The organism is Acinetobacter sp. YH12140 (assembly GCF_013418475.1).
GTDB classification, from domain to species: domain Bacteria; phylum Pseudomonadota; class Gammaproteobacteria; order Pseudomonadales; family Moraxellaceae; genus Acinetobacter; species Acinetobacter amyesii.
Genome location: NZ_VPBZ01000005.1, coordinates 75664 through 91962 on the forward strand (window position 1 = coordinate 75664; position 16299 = coordinate 91962).

Annotated in this window: 14 protein-coding genes; 8 read left to right on the forward strand and 6 right to left on the reverse strand. The window is 38.1% G+C overall.

Annotated elements, in window-relative coordinates; genetic code table 11:
• Positions 1 to 31 precede the first annotated feature (31 nt).
• On the reverse strand, positions 32 to 1396 hold the full coding sequence (locus FTU75_RS07420; protein ID WP_180115578.1) for an alpha/beta hydrolase-fold protein: 1365 nt from the start codon (positions 1394 to 1396) through the stop codon (positions 32 to 34).
• A 227-nt stretch (positions 1397 to 1623) separates the two neighbouring features.
• Between FTU75_RS07420 and FTU75_RS07425 the strand changes: the two genes are divergently transcribed.
• Positions 1624 to 2340, forward strand: a complete 717-nt coding sequence (locus FTU75_RS07425; RefSeq protein ID WP_180115579.1) for an SGNH/GDSL hydrolase family protein — start codon at positions 1624 to 1626, stop codon at positions 2338 to 2340.
• Between the two features lie 39 nt (positions 2341 to 2379).
• Positions 2380 to 2988 carry a uracil-DNA glycosylase family protein gene (locus tag FTU75_RS07430; protein WP_180115580.1) on the forward strand — a complete coding sequence of 203 codons (609 nt, stop codon included), beginning with the start codon at positions 2380 to 2382 and terminating at the stop codon, positions 2986 to 2988.
• A 107-nt stretch (positions 2989 to 3095) separates the two neighbouring features.
• Here the strand turns inward: FTU75_RS07430 and FTU75_RS07435 are convergent, their stop codons facing one another.
• Positions 3096 to 3533 carry a hypothetical protein gene (locus FTU75_RS07435; RefSeq protein WP_180035746.1) on the reverse strand — a complete coding sequence of 146 codons (438 nt, stop codon included), beginning with the start codon at positions 3531 to 3533 and terminating at the stop codon, positions 3096 to 3098.
• Positions 3534 to 3671: 138 nt separating this feature from the next.
• On the opposite strand from FTU75_RS07435, the gene FTU75_RS07440 reads away from it, so the two are divergent.
• Positions 3672 to 4340 carry a class I SAM-dependent methyltransferase gene (locus tag FTU75_RS07440; protein ID WP_218948334.1) on the forward strand — a complete coding sequence of 223 codons (669 nt, stop codon included), beginning with the start codon at positions 3672 to 3674 and terminating at the stop codon, positions 4338 to 4340.
• A 92-nt stretch (positions 4341 to 4432) separates the two neighbouring features.
• Here the strand turns inward: FTU75_RS07440 and FTU75_RS07445 are convergent, their stop codons facing one another.
• Complete coding sequence (locus FTU75_RS07445) at positions 4433 to 5989, reverse strand: phospholipase D family protein (RefSeq protein WP_180115581.1); 1557 nt, start codon at positions 5987 to 5989, stop codon at positions 4433 to 4435.
• Positions 5990 to 6114: 125 nt separating this feature from the next.
• Between FTU75_RS07445 and FTU75_RS07450 the strand changes: the two genes are divergently transcribed.
• The 3 genes from FTU75_RS07450 (at position 6115) to FTU75_RS07460 (ending at position 9746) form a co-directional block, all read left to right on the forward strand.
• Positions 6115 to 7230, forward strand: a complete 1116-nt coding sequence (locus tag FTU75_RS07450; protein ID WP_180035748.1) for an S-(hydroxymethyl)glutathione dehydrogenase/class III alcohol dehydrogenase — start codon at positions 6115 to 6117, stop codon at positions 7228 to 7230.
• A gap of 291 nt (positions 7231 to 7521) precedes the next feature.
• Positions 7522 to 8541 carry a flavin reductase family protein gene (locus tag FTU75_RS07455; protein ID WP_180115582.1) on the forward strand — a complete coding sequence of 340 codons (1020 nt, stop codon included), beginning with the start codon at positions 7522 to 7524 and terminating at the stop codon, positions 8539 to 8541.
• A 35-nt stretch (positions 8542 to 8576) separates the two neighbouring features.
• Positions 8577 to 9746, forward strand: a complete 1170-nt coding sequence (locus FTU75_RS07460) for an acyl-CoA desaturase (protein WP_180115583.1) — start codon at positions 8577 to 8579, stop codon at positions 9744 to 9746.
• Positions 9747 to 9868: 122 nt separating this feature from the next.
• Here the strand turns inward: FTU75_RS07460 and FTU75_RS07465 are convergent, their stop codons facing one another.
• On the reverse strand, positions 9869 to 11452 hold the full coding sequence (locus tag FTU75_RS07465) for an ATP-binding cassette domain-containing protein (RefSeq protein WP_180115584.1): 1584 nt from the start codon (positions 11450 to 11452) through the stop codon (positions 9869 to 9871).
• 700 nt (positions 11453 to 12152) lie between these two features.
• Here FTU75_RS07465 and FTU75_RS07470 point away from each other — a divergent pair.
• Positions 12153 to 13235 carry a 3-deoxy-7-phosphoheptulonate synthase gene (locus tag FTU75_RS07470; protein ID WP_180115585.1) on the forward strand — a complete coding sequence of 361 codons (1083 nt, stop codon included), beginning with the start codon at positions 12153 to 12155 and terminating at the stop codon, positions 13233 to 13235.
• A 270-nt stretch (positions 13236 to 13505) separates the two neighbouring features.
• Positions 13506 to 14696 carry a PilT/PilU family type 4a pilus ATPase gene (locus tag FTU75_RS07475; RefSeq protein WP_180115586.1) on the forward strand — a complete coding sequence of 397 codons (1191 nt, stop codon included), beginning with the start codon at positions 13506 to 13508 and terminating at the stop codon, positions 14694 to 14696.
• A gap of 97 nt (positions 14697 to 14793) precedes the next feature.
• Here FTU75_RS07475 and gcvH read toward each other — a convergent pair whose 3' ends face one another.
• Together gcvH and FTU75_RS07485 are read right to left on the reverse strand one after the other, a co-directional pair.
• Complete coding sequence (gcvH, locus tag FTU75_RS07480) at positions 14794 to 15168, reverse strand: glycine cleavage system protein GcvH (protein WP_180115587.1); 375 nt, start codon at positions 15166 to 15168, stop codon at positions 14794 to 14796.
• 72 nt (positions 15169 to 15240) lie between these two features.
• Entirely contained in the window at positions 15241 to 16269 is a 1029-nt protein-coding gene (locus FTU75_RS07485; protein ID WP_078190954.1) for an AraC family transcriptional regulator, read from the reverse strand.
• Positions 16270 to 16299 lie beyond the last annotated feature (30 nt).

Here is a 16299-nt window from a genome sequence, read left to right on the forward strand (position 1 = left end):
AGGGCTTTTTTATGATCTAAACTTTTATAAATTACTTGTGTGCAAAAAAATGCTTGAGCGCATCTTGCAAGGCAACTTGCCATACCGCGTAGGAATGTCCGCCGATATATGATTGGTAATGCACATCATGACCTTTATTTTTTAAATCGGCTGCAACAATAGGTGAAGTCTCTAAAATACTCAGTTCATTATTATTTCGAGAGCTTTCATAACTATTGGCAGTAATAAACCAATGCTGTTTAGGTTGTGAGGTTTTATCACGAATGATTTTACTCATGCCATTAGGGAGGTCTGTCGGCGCATTTTGCCACCAAAATGATCCAGATAACGGTACGACGTGACTAATTTGATTTGGATTTTCTAAGGCTAAATAAGCTGAACTTAAACCGCCAAGACTTGACCCAAGTAGTACCGTTTTCTTCGAATCGACTTTTGCAGGTGCTTTTTTTTGAATCCAAGGCATCAGTTCATCACTAAAAAATGCTGAAAATTTTGCATTAGGTGTTAATTCTTTAGGTCGTTCCTGATCATTCGGTGGAGAAACAAATATGGCTTGAATTGGTGGCAATTGACCTTGTCCAACTAAAATGTCTAACGCCTTTGGAACATTCAGTAATTCATTATATTGCTGACCATCAAAAAATATAGCGGTGATATAGCTTTGATTTTTCTTAGCTTTAGATTGGTAAATTTGGATTTTACGTGAGTTATTCAAAATTTTGCTGTCTAGAACAAACTCTTGTAATTGGGGCTGGTGCACATTTGGATATTGTTTTGGATCAATAAAAGGCGGGGCATCTTTAAGCGCCACTAAATTTTCATTACGCAAGCCTGATGTGTCATCACTTGCGAGATAAGTGTTTTTGTTGAAAGGATCGATGCGTTGTACTTGTATCACAGCACGACGCTGCGTTCTTGATTCTTTAAGTTTAGGATTAAGATGCGGACAATAATTTGACAGATAGCCTTCTAAGTTCGGTAAATCGACAGCAAAGCTATAACTGCCAATATAACGATGATCAATAATCGATTCTTTAAACCAAATATCGGTATTTGGTAGGCGTGTTAACCATTCATGGTCATTACTTGGGCCACCAATAAGGCGAACATTATGCTGCGCACCTTTCCATAAAAAAATTATATGGTCATGTTTTTCATCATAGTTTTCAATGATTGGTGTACCTATAAGCTCTACACGCTTCCAAAAATCTTCAAGAATTTGAGCATGTTGTTTTGGATTTTGATTTAACTGATGTTGTAGGTTTAATAATATTTGGCTTTGCGCTTTGACATCTTCACATGCAGCAGCATAAGGGAAATGTTTTTTTTCTGTTGTATCGGTTATAGCGGGTGAATTTTGAGTTTGGGCAAAAGCAGAAGAAACAGCAAAGCTCATAGAACAAGCCAAAAAAAGTAGGGAAAGTTTTTTCATTGAAATAATAAAATAGATAGAATGAAATCAGATAAATGATAATCATTATTAATATAAAAAACTAGCAATATGCCGCAGAATGGTGCTTTTAAAAAAAGAAAATGTAGAAAAATAACAATAGAGTCAATGCTTTGTTTTTTAAAATAATTAAAATAATGCAGTCGACAAGCTCTCAATCATTGCTAAATATTATGCTACTCAAAGTATCAACACTGCTGCTGTTACCTGCATTACTGATCCAAGGTTACCGTGTGAAAAAAAATACCCCACGTTTAGCAGAACCGATGGGAGAACGTTGTGGGATGAGTGGTCAGGGTAATCGACCATTATCGCTATTAATACTAGGTGATTCAGCAGCAGCAGGTGTCGGCGTCGAGCATCAGTCAGATGCGCTATTGGGACAATTGCTTAAAATTTTATCGCCTGATTATCAAGTTCACTTTTGCCTTGAAGCCACAACGGGGCATAACAGCCAGCAAATCATCAATGCTTTGGACAATGTCACTACGCAGAACTTTGATGTCGTGATCAGCTCTGTCGGTGTCAATGATGTCACAGCTTTAAAACAGCCAGACCAATGGTTGAAGCTCCAGCAGCGTTTATATCAAGCTGTCGAGGAAAAGTTTCATCCACAGCTATTGATCATTTCAGGTGTGCCACCAATGGATGCGTTTCCAGCTTTACCGTTTCCATTGTCATGGTTGTTTGGACAATATTCTCAAAAGATGAATGCGCTTTTAAAAAATTATGTTAATACTCAAGCGAATATGCGATTAATTGAATACGATTTACATGAGTACCGTGAAAAAAATTTACAAATGGCCAAAGACGGCTTTCACCCGAGTAAAGAAATTTATCAGTTATGGGCTGAAAAAATAGCTAAACATATCACTGAACAATTTTCATAGATAATATATGATTCAATCACTTGGTGAAGTTACATCTATATGAGTAAAGATATTTCAGACGTGAATCCGCAAATCGAAACGCATCCTTTAGCGCCATTTTTGCCATCAAATGGGAAACTCTTGATGCTAGGGAGTTTTCCTCCACCCAAAACACGCTGGAAGATGGATTTTTATTATCCAAATTTCCAAAATGATATGTGGAAAATCTTTGGCCTATGTTTTTTTCAGGATAAAAATCATTTTCTCAATGTAGAGAGCAAGACATTTAAAGAACAGCTCATTCGAGATTTTTTAAATGAAAAAGGTATAGGCATTTTTGATACGGCCTATCAAGTGATTCGTTTGAAAGGCAATGCATCAGACAAGTTTTTACAGATCCATCAGCCAACCGATATTACGAAACTACTTCAAAAAATGCCGAATTGTCACAGTATTATGACAACGGGAGACAAGGCGACTGATACTTTAATGCTCTCTATGCCAGAAAATACGGAAAAACCACACATTGGGCATGCTGTTCGTACCGAATTTGCAGGCAGAGATTTGACTTTATACCGCATGCCATCATCATCTAGGGCTTATCCACTGGCACTGGAAAAAAAAGCTAAAGCCTACCAAAGCTTATTTAAAGATATAGGCTTACTTTAGGGAAGTTTGCGTTATTGTGAGATACCTTGAAATTTATGTCTCATTTAAACAGGCAAACATTCAATGATTAAAAGGTGGCATCTTAATAATGGATAAACACCAATTCCTTAGCCATCATATTCAACATAATCCCAAAGGTTTAAACGCGCTTTAATTTCTTTGCGAATATGAGGCAGCATAGGCAGTAAAGTGCCATCGATCCATAAACTCAGAGTCTGGGATGAAACTTTTTTGTTTGCATCATCTACAATTTGCGCGCCTTTCACGATCACCAAAGTTTCTTCGCTAGCTGCAGTTTCAATGCCTTTAAATAAAAGCTGTAATTCATGACCTGTATCTTGAATTAACCATTCCAACTCAATTTGAATATTGTGATTAGATTTAAGTACAGCTTGGCCTTCAATTATGTCATTGTCAGATAAGCAGTCATGCTCAACCCGAACTTTCGACAAAAACCATTCTTGATGACCAAGTTCAGGAAGTGTCGTAAAAGGCGTTAAAATATCACTTAAATTAAATTGGCGGCTTAAATCAAAAAATTGCATTGGAAAACTTTAGGGGGAGATAAAACAAAATAAGCGGTGGATGTTAAAGCATCATCAAGTGTGAGTAAAACCTTTGCTTTTATTGAGATATTTTATGTATAAATAGCATTCAATCTATCTAAATTAAGTCTAAGATAAATGAATTGCGAAAATAATATTCACATAAATGATGTGCACAGCCCCATAGACTTAAAAGATCCAATCGAAGCTAAACAATGGGCCGCTGAAGTGAATCTTAAACGACCGTGGCGTTATGACATCTTTCAAATGTATGTCGACTCTATTTTGGCTTTAAACCCGAATGCGCACGTGCTTGAACTCGGTTCAGGCCCAGGCTATTTGGCAGAGTTTTTAATCAATCATTGTCCAAATATAGATTACACAGCATTTGATTTTTCCGAAGCTATGCATGACTTGGCAAAAGGAAAACTAAGTGCAGCGCAACGCTTAAAATGTAATTTTATAACAGGGGATTTCAAACAATCTGCTTGGGAAGAATCACTTCACTTCAATCAAAACAGCACCTTTGATGCGATTATTATTCATCAGGCCTTACATGAATTGAGGCATAAGGCGTATGCAGCAGAGTTTCATCGGACTGTAAAAACGTTGTTAAACACACAAGGCGTGTATTTTGTATGTGATCATTTATATGCACCACATGCACAGCAAAATCATGAGTTGTATATGTCAGTTGAGGAACATTTAGCCGCGCTGAAAGCAGCCAATTATGGCCAAGTGGAATGTCTGGGTGAAGTCAATGGTTTGGTTCTTTTCAAAAGCCAGCACTCATATGAACGAGACTGATTAAGACCGTTTTTGACTTGATCGAACTTATCAGAATATTTCAATAAATAGCCTCGACGAGGGCAATTCAATCATTTAGCAGTACGTTGTCATTACATCATCCATTCAATCGGAAGGTATGACACTGCTTTTATACTAAATCGTTGGAATCGAGTTGTTTCAGGTTCATGGGTATAGGTTTTGGTTTTTCCATTTTTTTGATGCTCTAACCAAATGATTTCGCCGTTTTCATCCAGTTTTAATTCATACGCAATTTGCGGTAAATATTGGTTTAATGCCGCCGAAATATCGTTTTGTAATCGATCAGACTTAACGACAAGGCCAACTTCCGAATTTAAATTTGCGGAACGTGGATCAAAGTTAAATGATCCAATAAACACCATTCCGTCGATATCGAAAAATTTTGCATGCAAACTAGAGGCATTTTTGCCTTTTGCAGGGATGATATTTCCAGTTATGACCTCATACCATGTGCGTTTTGAACGCTCTATATAAGGTTTAAATTCATATAGTTTCACGCCATTTTCGAGTAAGTCTTTGCGATATTTTTGATAAAACGCATGAACGACAGCGACGTCATTGGCTAAAAATGAATTGGTTAACACACGGACTTCTACATTTTTACCTGCAAGGCCCATCAGAAAGTCAGTTCCTTGTTGCGTGGGAACAAAATAAGCTGAAACCAACTCCATGCGTTCTTTGGGCTGTCCCATTAAGGTGGAAAATTGGTTATAAATTAATTCTTGCTCTTTAGCCTCACCACGAATTTTATTCGGACTATCCGCAATGAAATGTGCTTCGGCCCAATTTACCGGTCTAAGTTTAAGCTGAGCCGCCAGTTGTTGCTGTGCATAGTTAATGCGCTGTTGATCTTTAGTCAACGTTGTAGAGTTTTCTTGGTACGTTTGTCTTAATTGATTTAAGTCTTCTTTTGTACCTGCACCAATCCATTGCTGAACAGAATAACTTAAATCATCATTCCAAAAGTTCAAAAACACTTGATTGGCTTGTTGAATGGCTTCCCCATAGAAAAGGATATCCAAATCTGTAAATTGAAAACTTTCACTGGCATCAAAATATTCATTACTGATGTTACGACCACCAGTTACTCCCATAAAACCATCGGCAATAATTAATTTATTATGCATACGATGGTTAATATGCTTTAAGCGAAATGCATAATCAATGACACGTAATTTTCTAAATTTATAGGGATTAAACAGTTTGATTGAAATATTGGGATGAGCTGAAAGGGATTGTAAGGTCGGATCGAGTTTCGTCCCGTTTTGATCATCAATTAGTAGCCTTACTTTTACCCCACGGTCAGCAGCATGCAGTAATTCTTGAAACATCAGATGCCCAATAGCATCATTTTCCCAAATGTAATATTGCAAATCGATGGTGTATTTTGCGTTTCGAATCAAATGCAGGCGAGATGCAATGCTTAAGAAGGCATCATCTAAGGCTAAATAAGCCGTTTGTTTTTGTTGTAATTTTTCTAAATCCTTAGCAGACGTAATCCATTTTTCTGCATGTGATTGTATAGGGACATCTTTTTTTGACTGATTGCTAGGTAAGCTGCATCCAGTTAATAGGCTGATCGAAACAGTTAAACCGACAGTACAACTTATTTCACGTAATTGTATCATTCGAATAGCATTAATCATTCCTTGAAAAATTCATCATAACATCATGTTTTAAGGTTGTATCTAGGCTTAAAAAGAGGTTACTGTAACTCATCTGTTAATATAAGCCATACAGGATGTTTTTAGACATGAAATCACGTGCAGCCGTTGCTTTTGGACCGGGTCAGCCTTTAGAAATTGTTGAAATTGATGTGGCACCACCTAAAGCAGGTGAGGTTTTAGTCAAAATTAGCCATACAGGTGTGTGTCATACAGATGCATTTACATTGTCAGGTGATGATCCTGAAGGCGTATTTCCAGCAATTTTAGGGCATGAAGGTGCAGGTGTTGTGGTTGAAGTCGGTGAAGGTGTGACTTCAGTGCAACCGGGTGATCATGTTATTCCACTTTATACTGCAGAATGTGGTGAATGTTTATTCTGTAAATCGGGTAAAACGAATCTTTGTGTATCTGTACGAGCAACACAAGGCAAAGGTTTAATGCCGGATGGCACAACACGTTTTTCTTATAATGGTCAGCCGATTTATCACTATATGGGCTGTTCAACATTCTCTGAATATACTGTGGTTGCAGAAGTGTCTTTGGCAAAAATTAACCCTGATGCGAACCATGAGCATGTGTGTTTGTTGGGTTGCGGTGTAACTACAGGCTTAGGTGCAGTTAAAAATACCGCTAAAGTTCAGGAAGGTGATTCAGTTGCAGTCTTTGGTTTAGGTGGAATTGGTTTGGCTGTGGTACAAGGTGCTAAAAAAGCCAAAGCAGGTCGTATCATTGCCGTAGATACCAATCCTGACAAATTCAAACTGGCTGAAGAATTTGGCGCGACGGATTTTGTTAATCCAAAAGATTATGATCGTCCAGTTCAAGAAGTGATTGTAGAAATGACGGGTTGGGGCGTCGACCATTCATTTGAATGTATTGGCAATACCAATGTGATGCGCTCTGCTTTGGAATGTGCTCACCGTGGTTGGGGGCAATCTGTGATTATTGGTGTGGCAGGTGCAGGTCAAGAAATTTCAACGCGTCCATTCCAATTGGTTACAGGTCGTACTTGGAAAGGCACTGCTTTCGGTGGTGTTAAAGGTCGTTCACAATTACCGGGTATGGTAGAAGAAGCCATGTCAGGCGAGATCAAACTTGAACCATTCGTGACCCATACCATGGGGCTGGATAAAATCAATGAAGCCTTTGATTTAATGCATGAAGGTAAATCAATTCGCTCTGTTGTACATTTTGAAGATTAAACATTTATTTAAATATTTTTGATTAAACGACTAATCATTTAAATATTAATGCGTTAATTTTCACTGTTTTAAAAACTAGGCTTTGGCCTAGTTTTTTTATTTGTGTCGTTATAACAAATCAAAACTTCAAATTAGGATTTGCAAAAAGTGACAGATTGTTAGACATAAAATGATAAAAAATGCCAAATGATAGATTTTGTCCCGAATTCACATGGTGGGAAATTAGCACTAAACTTAAGGTAAGCATAATTTAAAAACAAATGTATATTAATGCATTATCCGAGGCAAAAAATGACAACTACAAGTTATAAGCCTGAGTGGATTCGGGAAGATTTTATTGATTTTATTGCAGAAAAAATTGATGCAATTTGGGCCTACAAACGTGTTAAAGCGCAATTGGTCAAATCACGTTGTGTGGGGATCGGATTTTATGAACTGAGTTTTTTAGCGAATCACAACTTTAAAGCAGAAAATTATCGACCAGGCCAATGTATTCTAGTGACAGTGGTCAAAGATGGTGTACGTCATCAACGTAGCTATAGCATCGTCGAAATCAATACATCAGGTCATGTGGTCATCGCAGTCAAACAACAAGGCAAAGTGTCCAACTACCTGACGCAATTAAAAACAGGTGATGTTGTTGAATTATCGCAACCGCAAGGTGAGTTTGGCTTAAAGCTAAATTCGGATCGACCAATTTTACTGCTTGCTTCAGGTAGTGGTATTACCTCAATCATGGCTTTGTTTAAACAAGCGATTCAGCTTGGGCGTACGGTTGACCTGATTTACTTCAATCGAGATGATGCGTATTTGGATGAATTGATTCAACTAGCGAAGCAATTAAACCATGCACACTTACATGCGATTAATACGCTGAAAACTAAATTACATATCTCACCAGAGGTGCTAAACCACATGGTCCCCGATTTTAAGCAGCGAGATTGCTATGCCTGTGGTGCAGCGCCAATGATGCAAAGCATTGAACAACTGTATCGTGAGTTTAAGCTTTCTGAATATTTAAATACTGAATATTTTCAGATGATTGCTGATGATTCAGTGCCTGCTCAACCTGTCACTTTTAGTTTAGCCCAACAAGATTTTTTAGCAGAAGGTAACTTACTTGAAAGTGCTGAAAAAGCCGGTTTAAAACCTGCGCATGGTTGTCGGATGGGTATTTGTAATACTTGTTCGTGTACGAAATTGCAGGGTTCAGTGAAAAACTTACTTACTGGCGAAATCGATCATGCGAATAACACACAAATCAAATTATGTGTCTCTCAGGCAATTTCACCTGTACGTATTCAACTCTAATCCTAGCCGCATAAAAAAAAATCAGGGGCATCACCATGAATCAATCGATATATATTCGTCCGAATAGTAAGTCACGTTATTTATCACCCGAGCAAACTGCTGAATTTGGCGAAAAAGTCGAGCAAATACGACGTGAAATCATGCAGAGTGTAGGTGAAAAAGATGCAGCGTATATTTATAAAATTCGTAATTTTGTCCGTTATAGCGAGATCGCATCTCGTGGCATGTTGATGTTTGTAGGTTGGATTCCACCAGTTTGGTTAATGAGTACGGGTTTATTGGGTATTTCTAAAATTGTAGAGAACATGGAACTCGGTCATAATGTGATGCATGGTCAGTTTGATTGGTTAAATGACCCGAGTTTAAATGGTGCTAATTATGATTGGGATACCATTGCCACAGGTCAAGACTGGAAATATACCCATAACTATGTGCATCATACCTATACCAATATTGTCGGTATGGACCATGATATCGGCTATGGCTTAATCCGTGTAAGTGAATCGCAAAAGTGGGAGCCACGTTTCCTTTTTAATATTCCACTGGCTGCCCAACTCATGGTTTTCTTTGAGTGGTATGTCGGCATTCAACGTTTACATTTAGAAGATGTTATTGCGTATAAAACCAAAACTTGGAAAAATGTATGGCATGAAGCGGCCGATGTACGTCAGAAAATTAAGCGCCAAGTGATTAAAGATTATGTATTTTTCCCGCTTATTGCAGGTCCCAATGCGATTCCTGTATTTGCAGGAAATGCGGTAGCCAACGTGATTCGTAGCTTATGGGCTTCCGCTGTCATCTTTAATGGCCATTTTACAGAAGATGCGGAAAACTTTGAGATGGATAATACCGAAAATGAAACTCGAGCAGAGTGGTATCTCCGTCAAATTCGTGGCTCAAGTAATTTTAGTGGAACACAATGGTTGCATATACTCAGTGGTAATTTGAGTCACCAAATTGAACACCATTTATTCCCAGATATGCCTGCAAACCGCTATGCAGAAGCCGCACCTAAAATTAAAGCACTCTGTGAGGAATATGGTATTCACTACAACGAAGCCAGTTTTATCAAACAGTTTGCCAGCGTTTGGGTTCGACTCGCGAAATGTTCAGTGCCAAATGACTGGCGTGCCGAGCTTAAGGAACGTTCAGCTTCACTTCAGCAGCGCCTTAAACAAAAAATCATGAAGAAAATCGGGTGTTAAAATACAGTATTGTTTAGCAATATTGCCCTTAATGCTTCCAATGGATGATTTCTAAAGCATTAAATTCGCCAAAGTAGCGTTCATCTACTTTGGCTTTTTTAGATATATCTAGCGAGCGAGAGTTATTCAACTAATTGCACGCTATTCTGAATGCCACAAGATTCTACAAAATATGCATCATGTGAAACGAGGATTACCGCACCTGTATAATGCTGAATGGCTTGAGCCAATAACATTCTAGACTCTATATCTAAGTGATTTTCAGGTTCATCTAACAATAAAAGCTCAATATTCGGTGTTAAATAATTTAAGCCCAACAAGGTCACTTTTAAACGCTCACCACCACTTAAACAGTGAAATGGCAGTTCCGCTTTTTGACCACGGATTCTAAGTTGACCGAGTTGATTACGCCATTCCGTTGATGAAACCTCAGGATTAAACTTTGCCAAATTATCCAAAACACTCAGTTCTGGTGATAAATCACTCAAGTTTTGGTCTAAATACAGGGTATGCACAGACAAAAATAATTCATGGCTAGACTGTGATGTGACCTGACTCAAATACTTTAGAAATGTAGATTTACCAATACAATTTTTTCCTTTTAAATGAATTTTTTCACCTGCCTGTAAGGCCAAGTCGAAAGGCTGGTGCTGAGATGTTTTGCGATGAAAATGTTTAACTCTTAAGATTTCTCCTGTTTTTTCAGCGTGATGTTGAAAAACGAATTGCTGCTCTTTAACATGCTCAAGTTGTTGCTGTGACTGAATCAGTTGAGATCTCTTTTCTTCCAATTGCTTCTGCTGTTGCGTTTGAACTGTCGCGAGGCTTTGACCAGCTTGTTCCTTTTTGAAATCAAGTAATATTTTAGCTTGTGAGCTTGACTTGCGTAGTGCATGACCTTGTTGTTCTCGTTTTTGCGCTTTCATCTGTGTTTCGTGTTGCTGTAATTTGAGTTGTTTTAACTCACGCTGATGCTGTAAAGCATTACGCTGTAAGGCTTTATTTTGCAGATCATTTTGTTGAACGTAGTCTTCATAGTTTCCAGTAACATGACTGAGTCCAAACTCATTTAAAGCATAGATATGCTCTACATGTTGCAGCAATCCTCGATCATGACTGACGACGAATGCACCCGCAGGATGGTTTTTTAAACGATCGATGAGCCATATACGTGAAGATGCATCTAAATGGTTACTAGGTTCATCCAAAAGTAAATAATGGTCAGTTTTTAAAAATAATGCACACAAAGCCAATTTGGTTTTTTGACCTTCACTCAGCTGAGCGAGTGGAAAATTTAAATCTATTGGTAATGAAGCTTGCTTAAGTTGTTGCTGCCATAGTGCAGGACGGTGCCACTGGTTTTCAGTCAGCTCAAAGTCTTCAAAACTTGCGCTGCCTATTTCGATACGTTGAAATGCGTCATATAAGTCTTCAACACCGAGTCCAGAAGCAATCGTGTCAGCTTCTAGTCGAGAAAATTGTGATAAATAGGCATGTGGTACATTCCATGAAATTTCACCTTCATAGGGGAGATCTTTCAGATTTTGCTCATGTAAGATTTTAAGGATGCAGGACTTTCCTAAACCATTGCGACCAATACATGCCGAAAGCTGTTGTTGATTGAGGTTAAATTTCAGGTTTTTAAAAAGTGTTTTTGATGGATATTCCAAGCTAAATTTGGAAATTGTACAAGCCGTTTGAGTCATAGATGCACCTTGCGATAGCAAAGATGCGCAATACAAATAACTAATTTTATTCTATAAAAAAGACAATATTTGAGAAAATGCAGTCGAAGTCATTAGCCATGTGTTTGCACATCAAAAAAATGGATTTGATGATGAAAAAAACAGGGCTTACTTCATTGGCAAATACTCGAATTAAAAATAAATGGAAAAAAGCTTAAGACAGCCTAATGTTGTGCAGTCTAATAAATGTTCATTTATTAATCAATACATCAAATTTTAAAAATAGGTCGCAATTATTTACAGCAGCGTTATTTAATACAACAAAATAGCAAAAAACTATTGTCAAACCGATGAATACAGCGTATTTTAATTTTCAGACAGATACTTTTTGATGAAATCAATATGTTAAAGCAACCTTTAATCTCAAACGCATATTATTACTTCTGGCAGTTTAGATAATTGCCTGAACGCGTTCGGGCATGAAAAAGGTTGCCCACCAAGTTTATACCTGATCGGCAACCCTGATCAGGTTTTTTTATGTCTTGATTTTTATAATATTTTTGGAGAAATCTCATGTTTACAGTAAATAATTCATATTTTAGCAACGGTTATTGGTTTTACTTTAGTCAGTCTATGTCTAAAGCCTTGAAGTCCCAAAGTCCCATAACGCTCAGATAAAAGATCGGACTGTTTATACGTACAGTCCAAAGGAATAGAACCAATGAATGCGCTAAATACAGCTTTACAACAAACTCAAAATTCAGAAATTCAGAAATCTACTCGGCCAAAAGAAACGCTTTTGAGCTTGCCACATCAACTGAAACAACAATTACCTTTATCAGTTCATGCTGCAGAACAAATTGCTGCACATCGTGCAACTATTCAAAATATTTTGACGGGTCAAGACCCGCGTCTAATGATTATTACAGGTCCATGTTCAATCCATGATCCGATTGCTGCTTTGGAATATGCTGAAAAATTAAAACAATTACAGGCACAGGTTTCAGATCAAATTTTTCTTGTGATGCGCGCATACATTGAAAAACCACGTACTACATTGGGCTGGAAAGGCTATATGTATGACCCAAGTTTAGATGGTTCATCTAATATGCAGTTGGGCTTAGAAAAATCACGTGAGCTGTACTTACAAATTATTGAAATGGGTTTGCCGATTGCCTCTGAAATTTTAAGCCCAATGGCGGCTGGTTATTTTGATGACCTATTGGCGTGGGGTGCAATCGGTGCGCGTACCAGCGAATCACAAATTCATCGTGAAATCTCAAGTCATATGCCATACAGCATCGGTTTCAAAAACGGAACAGATGGTTCAATCCAAATTGCACTAGATGCCATTCAATCTGCTTCGCATCCACACCAGTTTTTAGGTATGAGCCAAACTGGCTTACCGTGTATTTTAGAATCCGTTGGCAACCCGCAAGCACATTTGATTTTACGTGGTTCCAATACAGGTCCAAATTATAGTTTGGCTGAAATAGACAAAATTCGCAGAAAAGTAAAAGGCGATTTACCAGCTTTAGTAATCGATTGTAGTCATGGCAATAGCCATAAAGACCCAATGAAGCAACCTGAAGTATTACGCACAATTGTTGCGGACCGTGAGCATACCCAAGTGCGTGGTGTGATGTTAGAAAGTCATTTAGTGGATGGTAATCAAAAAATTAGTTGTGAAATGACTTATGGTCAATCTGTAACAGATGGATGCTTAGGTTGGGACAAAACCATTGATTTGATTCAACAGGTTGCGAATGAACTTCGTGTATCACAAATCAAACGTAGTGCTTAACAATCCAGAGCATACTCAGTCTGAATTGATGTAGCCCAAAGCCTTAGAATATTGATTGTTCTAAGGCTTTTATTTTGAAAAATCCTTTGTTGCTTACTTCAATATAAAAATTGAAATATGGCCTATATTTTAAAATATATACTGATAATTCAGTATTTTATGTTTGAGTGAATCAAATTTTTTATGCACAATAATGTCTAAGCCCAATACAGCGCCTGAAATAATGACAATCTGTGCTTGGGTGTTTGAAATTTTATATTGGGGAAGTTGATGTACACTGCTGAATTGCTGGAAGAAGCACGCCGTTTTATGTTCCACATGTTAACCAAAGTGGTTGAATATGGTGGTTCTGATTTATTTATTACGGCAGATTTTCCACCAAGTATTAAACATCAAGGCATGATGAAACCCTTTGGGCAGCAAGAGCTTGATGCTGAGAAAACAAAGCTTTTCGCCTATAGTCTGATGAATGAGAAGCAGCGCAAAGAGTTTGAAACAGAATTAGAATGTAACTTTGCGATTAGTGTGCCAAACGTTTCACGTTTTCGTGTCAATGTATTTCAGCAACAGTTACATGTAGGTATGGTCATTCGTACTATTAGCGCAGAAATTCCAAATTTTGAAAAGCTTAAATTACCGGCTTCGCTTAAGCACGTGATTATGGAAAAACGTGGTTTGGTTTTAGTGGTTGGTGGTACAGGTTCGGGTAAATCAACCTCTTTAGCGGCGCTGATTGATTATCGAAATGAAAATAGTGCAGGCCATATCATCACTGTTGAAGACCCAGTGGAATATGTTCATAAACATAAAAAATCTATGATTACGCATCGTGAAGTTGGTGTAGATAGTCATTCGTGGCATAACGCCTTAAAAAATACACTACGACAAGCGCCAGATGTGATTTTAATTGGTGAAATTCGTGACACCGAGACTATGGAACATGCGATTGCCTTTGCTGAAACAGGGCATTTATGTTTAGGTACGCTACACTCAAATAACGCCAATCAAACCCTAGATCGAATCATTAACTTCTTCCCAGAAGAGCGAAGAAATCAATTGCTTATGGATTTATCGAGCAATATGAAAGCGATTGTTTCGCAGCGATTAATCCGGACTGAAGATGGCAAAGGACGACGTGCAGCCGTTGAAATCATGTTAAATACACCGCTTATTTCAGATTTGATTTTGAAAGATGAGTTTCATGAATTAAAAGCGATCATGGCAAAATCTCGTGAACTTGGGATGCAAACATTCGACCAAGCTTTATTTGATTTATATAATGACGGCGCAATTTCTTATGAAGAGGCCTTAAGAAATGCCGATTCAACCAATGAATTACGTTTGCAAATTAAACTGAAAAGTTCACGTGCAAATGGTGCTTCAGCGGCTGCGCAATCCTTTAGTATGTTTGAAGAAAAGAAAGAAGAACCTGAAAGTACCGAAGCTTCGGAAGAAATATAAGCTGCATATTCATGCAAATGGTATATAAGCCAATTCAGCTATCATATTGAAATAAAAAAATCAGCCTGATGGCTGATTTTTTAGATATTAGAAATATTTACAGACCAGCTTCGTATTGTTCGCTGGTCAATAAAGCATCTAAATCAGCCATATTGTCTGGTTTAATTTTATAAATCCAACCTTTGCTATAAGGTGCATCATTTACAAAATCAGGATCATCTTCAAGGTCTGGATTGACTTCAACAACCACACCAGAAACCGGTGCATGAATATCAGAAGCGGTTTTTACCGACTCGACCACACCCGCTTGTTCGCCAGCAGTGATATGTTGACCCACATCTGGTGCTTCAACATAAACTAAATCACCCAATGCGTCTTGTGCATGATCAGAAATGCCTGTAACAACAAGGTCACCTTCAATTCGCACCCATTCATGTGTACTTGCGTACTTTAAATCTGAAGGATGATTCATTGATAACTCCTTAAATCCATTAAATTCATTTTTGGCATGAGTTATACATGCTTTTTACTTAAAACAAAAGACTTATAAGTACGGATCTTTACGCCAATTGCTTGGGCTACGACCACTCCAACGCTTAAAAGCACGGCTAAAATTGGCGACATCGCTATAGCCCAATTCATCAGCAATTTGCTCTAAGGTAAAATCAGTCCGTGATAGAAGCGAAGTAGCATGACGGTAGCGAACTTCGTCAACCAATGTTGAAAATGAAGTCCCTTCGGCAGCAAGTTGGCGTTTAAGGGTTCGATCGGACATGTGTAGCCGTTCAGCAACACTTTCAATACTTAAATAGTGCTGCTCAGAGTTAGTTAAAATGTCACGAACGCGCATGGCAATACGGTGGCGTTCGCCCAAAGCAGAAAGTTCAGCTTCACATTGATTAATGGCGATTTGACTGGCAATCGGGTCTGCATGGACCAATTTATTGGTTAAATATTGCTTATCAAAACTAAGTAAGAGATGTGGCTGATCAAATCTAAATTGGTGTCGTGGATATTTGGCAATAAACCGCTCAAAACCTTCAGGTTGAGGGAAATCAAAATCAATTTCTCCCGCAGAATAATCCACACCAGTAATTGCTTTGCCCATGCTGATCATGCCAAAAATTAAGGCAATTGAAATCTCAGTACGCAAAGGCTCAATCGTAACGTCGGTTTGTAGTTGAACAGTAGCTTTGGTTCCAAAAGTTGAGAAAAAAAGCTGTAAAAAGGGCATGCGTAACTGAATAAAACGGTTTGCCAAGACTAAGGCATCAGTTATGTCCTTCGCCGTCATGATGGCATAGCCAATAAAACCATGAATTGAGATGCGCATTTGGTTGCCTAAATGAAAACCTAGAGTTGGCTCACCAGTTAATCGTAGTGCGTGCTCTACCAATTGATTGGCGATGGGTGTTGGAATACGGAAATCTGGTTCAGCCAATTGTTCGCTGTTTAATCCGAAGGGACTAAATAATGTCTCTGCAGTGTAGCCCCATCGAGAGACCACATCTAATAGGAGCAATCCATATACTCCGGGAATACCCTGATCCTGACGGGAATTAATTGTTTTCATAGCGTTCCGTTGCAATGCGGGTTTTTCTTT